Below are 4705 nucleotides of genomic sequence, written 5' to 3'. Positions count from 1 at the left end.
GTCCGACCTGCTCGCCGACGATGTCCGCATCAAGCTGGACGACCTCGGCATCGTGCAAAGCAAGCAGGAATTCATCGCTTCGATCGACGAATGGAAAGGTGCCGTTGCCGGTGCTGCGATCCGGCACCGGATCGAGAAAAGCGAAGGCGGCGTCACCACGGTGGTCGCCTGCTACGATTTCCCCAACAACGACATGCTGATGCAGGAAACTTTCGCGGTCACCGACAACCGCATCACCGCCAGTTCACAAGCGGCGATCGCCGAAAACTGCGACGGCTTTTGAGGGCGATATCGGCCAAATCCGCATATTGCGGGTCCGCCGGCCGCGCCCTACATCGGGTACGACCCACCTGCCTGCTTCACCAACGAAAGACTGTCCATGCCTTCCACGAAAGCCGTCGACCTCGCCGCCCATCCGCTGACCGCGTGGCAGGGGCCGCTCGGCCTGCCCGATTTCACGCGCATTGGCGACGGCGACTTCTCCCCGGTCTTCGACGCGGCGCTGAAGGCGCACGAGGCCGAGATCGAGGCGATCGCCGGCAACAAGGATGCGCCGACCGTCGAGAACACGCTTGCCGCGCTGGAACTCGGCGGCGAAGCGCTCGATCGTGTCTCGTCGATCTTCTGGTGCCGCGCCGGCGCCTACACCAATGAGACGATCCAGGCGCTAGAGCGCGACATCTCGCCGAAAATGTCCAGGCATTTCTCGGCGATTTCAATGAATGAGCGGCTGTTTGCCCGCATCGACGATCTCTACCAGCGCCGTGAGAGCCTGAAGCTCGACGCCGAGACCTTGCGGGTGCTGGAAAAGACCTGGAAGGGCTTCGTCCGTTCCGGCGCCAAGCTCGACGCCGACGGCAAGAAGCGGCTGGCAAGCATCAGCGAGGAATTGTCCTCGCTCGGCACAGCTTTCGGCCAGAATGTTCTGGCCGACGAGCGCGACTGGGCGCTGTTCCTCGATGAAGCCGACCTTGCCGGCCTGCCGGACTTCGTGAAAAGTTCCATGGCCGAAGCGGCCGAGATACGCGGCCAGAAGGGCCGCTATGCCGTCACTCTGTCGCGCTCGATCTATGAGCCGTTCTCGACCTTCTCCGAACGCCGCGATCTGCGCGAGATCGCCTTCCGCGCCTTCACCATGCGCGGCCAGAATGGCGGCGCCACCGACAACACGAACGTGGTGCGCGACATGCTGCGCCTGCGGGCCGAAAAGGCAAAGCTGCTCGGCTATGCCTCTTTCGCCGCGCTGAAGCTCGATGACACCATGGCCAAGACGCCGAAGGCCGTGCACGCGCTGCTCGATCCGGTGTGGGAAAAGGCGCTTGAGAAGGCAGCAAGCGACCAGATCGAATTGCAACGGCTGGCCACCGCAGCCGGCAGCAACGAAAAATTCGCTGCCTGGGACTGGCGCTTCTACCAGGAGAAGCTGCGCGCGGAGAAATTCGCCTTCGACGAGGCGGAACTGAAACCCTATCTGCAGCTCGACCGGATCATCGACGCTTGCTTCGACGTGGCGACACGGCTGTTCGGCATCACCTTCGAAGAGAAAAAGGACATCGCGGCCTGGCATCCGGACGCCCGCGTCTTCGTGGTGAAGAATGCCGACGGCAGCGAGCGCGGCCTTTTCCTGGCCGACTATTTCGCCCGGCCGTCAAAGCGATCCGGCGCCTGGATGAGCGCGTTGCAATCCGGCTACAGGCTCGGCCACGGTGCGAGCCCGGTCATCTACAACATCATGAACTTCGCCAAGCCGCCGGTGGGCGAGCCGGCTCTGCTGTCGGTCGACGAGGCCAAAACGCTGTTCCACGAGTTCGGCCATGCTTTGCACGGCATGCTGACCGACGTCACCTGGCCCTCGGTTTCGGGCACTTCGGTCAGCCGCGATTTCGTCGAACTGCCTTCGCAGCTCTACGAGCACTGGCTGACCGTGCCGGCAGTGCTGGAGAAGCACGCGCTGCACGTCAAGACCGGCAAGCCGATGCCCAAGGCGCTGCTCGACAAGATGCTGGCCGCGCGCACCTTCGGCGCCGGCTTCGCCACGGTCGAATTCACCGCCTCCGCCTTGATGGACATGGCCTATCACGCGCGGGCGGAGGCGCCTGAAGCGCCGCTTCGTTTCGAAGCCGAAACGCTTGCAGAACTGCATATGCCGGACACCATAGCCATGCGTCACCGCACCCCGCATTTCGGCCATGTCTTTTCCGGCGAAGGCTATTCGGCCGGCTACTATTCCTACATGTGGTCGGAAGTGCTCGATGCCGATGCTTTTGCCGCCTTCGAGGAAACCGGCGACCCCTTCAACCCGGCACTCGCCGAGCGGTTGCGCAAGAACATCTACGCGGCCGGCGGCTCGAAGGATCCGGAAGAACTCTACACCGCCTTCCGCGGCAAGATGCCGTCGCCGGAAGCGATGATGGCCAAGCGCGGGTTGGTGTGATTAGCCAATCTCCCCCCTCGTGGGGGAGATTGGCAGCTTCCAAGGATCCGTCACCCTCGGCCACACCGGCCTTGTCAGCTTCTTGTAATCGGTCACCGCCGGATTGCTGGGATACGAACTCGGCGCCGAGACATAGATGATCTCGGCGGCGATCGGCTCGAAGCCGGCGTAGAAATGATTGGTCGACTTGATCAGCAGCATGTCCTTGGCTAGCGGATCGACGCCGATGTTGGAAAAGATATCCGGCTCGAAAGTCTGCGTGCGGTTGGTGTTGAGGATGATGTCGACCTCGGTGCCTTCGAGGCGGACCAGCGCCGTCGGCCCAAGCGTCACCCGGCTTGGCCCGAAACTCTGCCAGCCCTCCGCAACCGCCTTCAGCACGCGCACGCGCGCATCGATCGGCTCGCCGGCTTGCGGCCCGGCCTTGCCGCCGAAGCGCAGGTCGATGATTGCGCCCTCGCCTGCCGCCAGGCAGAAGGTGACCGCAATCGGATCCCAGATGGTCGCGACGGCGAACCTGTCCAGGCCACGCGCCAGCATCTGGCGCAGCACGAAGGTGCCGTCGCCGGGCACACCGCCGCCGGGATTGTCCCAGATATCGGCGATGACCACCGGCTTGCCCGGATTTTCTGTGCGCACGGCCAGCGCCCGATCGATGCCGTCGGCAGCACTCAGCATCGTCATCGCCGTCTTTTCGCGCAGCGCGTAGAGTTCCCGCCCGAGCCGTTCCGCCAGCGCGTCGCCCTTGGCCTTGTCATTGTCGGTGACGACCAGGATGCGCGTGCCCATCTCGGGCACATCGGCCGCCATGAAGCCGTGGATGACGGAGACCGACAGCACGCCGTCCTTGCCGTGCAGCGCCTTGATGCGATCGACGAAGGACCGCATCGGCTCGCGGCTGGTCGGCAGCACCTGGATCATGCGGCAGTCGAAGGTCGAAATGACAGGGTTGATCTCACCACGCACTGCTGCCAGGCCAAGCTCGACGACATGTTCGCCGCGCTCGTAGAAATCGGTGTGCGGAAATTCGAGGAAATAGGCGAGAATGTCGGAGGCCGCGACGCGCTTCGGTGTCAGATGGCTGTGCGGATCGAGTTCCACGGCGATCACCACCTCCGGCCCGACCATTGCGCGAACCCGTTCGAGCAGATCGCCTTCGCAATCGTCATAGCCTTGCGCCACCATGGCGCCATGCAGGCCGAGGATGACAGCATCGACCGGCAGCGCCGCCTTGAGCTGGCCCAGAATCTCGTCGCGCAAAGCCTCATAGGTCTGCCGCTGCACCAGGCCGCCCGGCTCGGCCCAGGTGGCGGTGCCTTCGATGACATCGAGGCCTTCGGCCACCGCACGCCGGCGTAGCGCCACCATCGGCGAGGAGCACAGCGTCGGCGTTTCCGGGTGCTTGCCGGGCCCGGCATAGAAGGCCATCTCGAACGAAGCCCTATCGGTCGGCACCGGCGAGAAGGTGTTGGTTTCCGTCGCCAGCGAGGCGGTGAAAATGCGCATGAAAGCTCCGTCCGTGAATAGGCGCTATTTGACCGCCCCGAGCGCCAGGCCTCTGACGAGGTAGCGCTGCAGCCAGATGAACAGGATGGCCACCGGCAAGGTCGCCAGCAGCGTCGCGGCCATGACGTGATGCCATTCGATGGTGTAGCGGCCGGCGACCAGCGAAAACACCTGGATCGGCAGCGTGTAGCTTTCCTGGCTGCGCAGCATGGTGAGCGCCACGACGAACTCGTTCCAGGCGTTGATGAAGGTGAAGATCGCCGTCACCGCGATCGCCGGCAGGCAGAGCGGCAGGAACACCTTGCGCAAGGTCAGCCAGCGGCCGGCGCCCTCCATCCAGGCGGCTTCCTCGAGATCGCGCGGGATGGTGTCGAAATAGCTCTGCAGCATCCACACCGTGAAGGCGATGTTGAAGGCCATGTAGATGAAGCCGAGCGCCGTCGTGCTCTCGACCAGGCCCCAGGCGGCCATCAGCCGGAACAGGCCGAGCACCAGCACGATCGGCGAGATCATCTGCGAAATCAGCAGGAACTGGCGCAAGGCGCCGTAGCCGGCAAAGCGGAAGCGCGACATCGCATAGGCCGCCGGAACCGAGATCAGGATGGCGCCTACGGTGGCGATCACAGACACGTAGAGCGAATTGAGCAACGCCTGGCCGAAGCCGGTCGCCACCCACATGTCGGAAAAATTCGACCAGCGGAATTCGCTCGGCCACCAGGTCGGCGACAGCACTTCCTGCCTCGGCTTGACCGCGGTCAGGAACAT

3 protein-coding genes and 1 pseudogene are annotated in these 4705 nt (G+C 63.9%); 2 read left to right on the top strand and 2 right to left on the bottom strand.

Features of this window, described 5'->3' with window-relative positions; all coding sequences use genetic code 11:
• Positions 1-283: pseudogene (locus tag EN991_RS23935) on the top strand (nuclear transport factor 2 family protein); the annotation flags it as partial.
• 96 nt (positions 284-379) lie between these two features.
• A complete protein-coding gene (locus tag EN991_RS23930) occupies positions 380-2434 on the top strand; it encodes a M3 family metallopeptidase (protein WP_013528986.1) in 2055 nt (684 codons plus the stop codon).
• Here the strand turns inward: EN991_RS23930 and EN991_RS23925 are convergent, their stop codons facing one another.
• Both EN991_RS23925 and EN991_RS23920 read right to left on the bottom strand, forming a co-directional pair.
• On the bottom strand, positions 2435-3940 hold the full coding sequence (locus EN991_RS23925; protein WP_013528985.1) for a M81 family metallopeptidase: 1506 nt from the start codon (positions 3938-3940) through the stop codon (positions 2435-2437).
• A gap of 24 nt (positions 3941-3964) precedes the next feature.
• Positions 3965-4705: carbohydrate ABC transporter permease (locus tag EN991_RS23920; RefSeq protein ID WP_164769341.1), on the bottom strand; the 741-nt coding region annotated here is incomplete at its 5' end.

The sequence above is a fragment of the Mesorhizobium sp. M7A.F.Ca.US.005.03.2.1 genome (assembly GCF_003997795.1).
Lineage (GTDB): Bacteria > Pseudomonadota > Alphaproteobacteria > Rhizobiales > Rhizobiaceae > Mesorhizobium > Mesorhizobium ciceri.
The sequence above is the reverse complement of the archived record's forward strand: the minus strand, read 5'-3'. Positions and strand labels throughout refer to the sequence as shown.

Coding starts and splice junctions, on each gene's coding strand:
- EN991_RS23930 (WP_013528986.1), top strand. CDS start 380: ATGCCTTCCACGAAAGCCGTCGACCTCGCCGCCCATCCGCTGACCGCG.
- EN991_RS23925 (WP_013528985.1), bottom strand. CDS start 3,940: ATGCGCATTTTCACCGCCTCGCTGGCGACGGAAACCAACACCTTCTCG.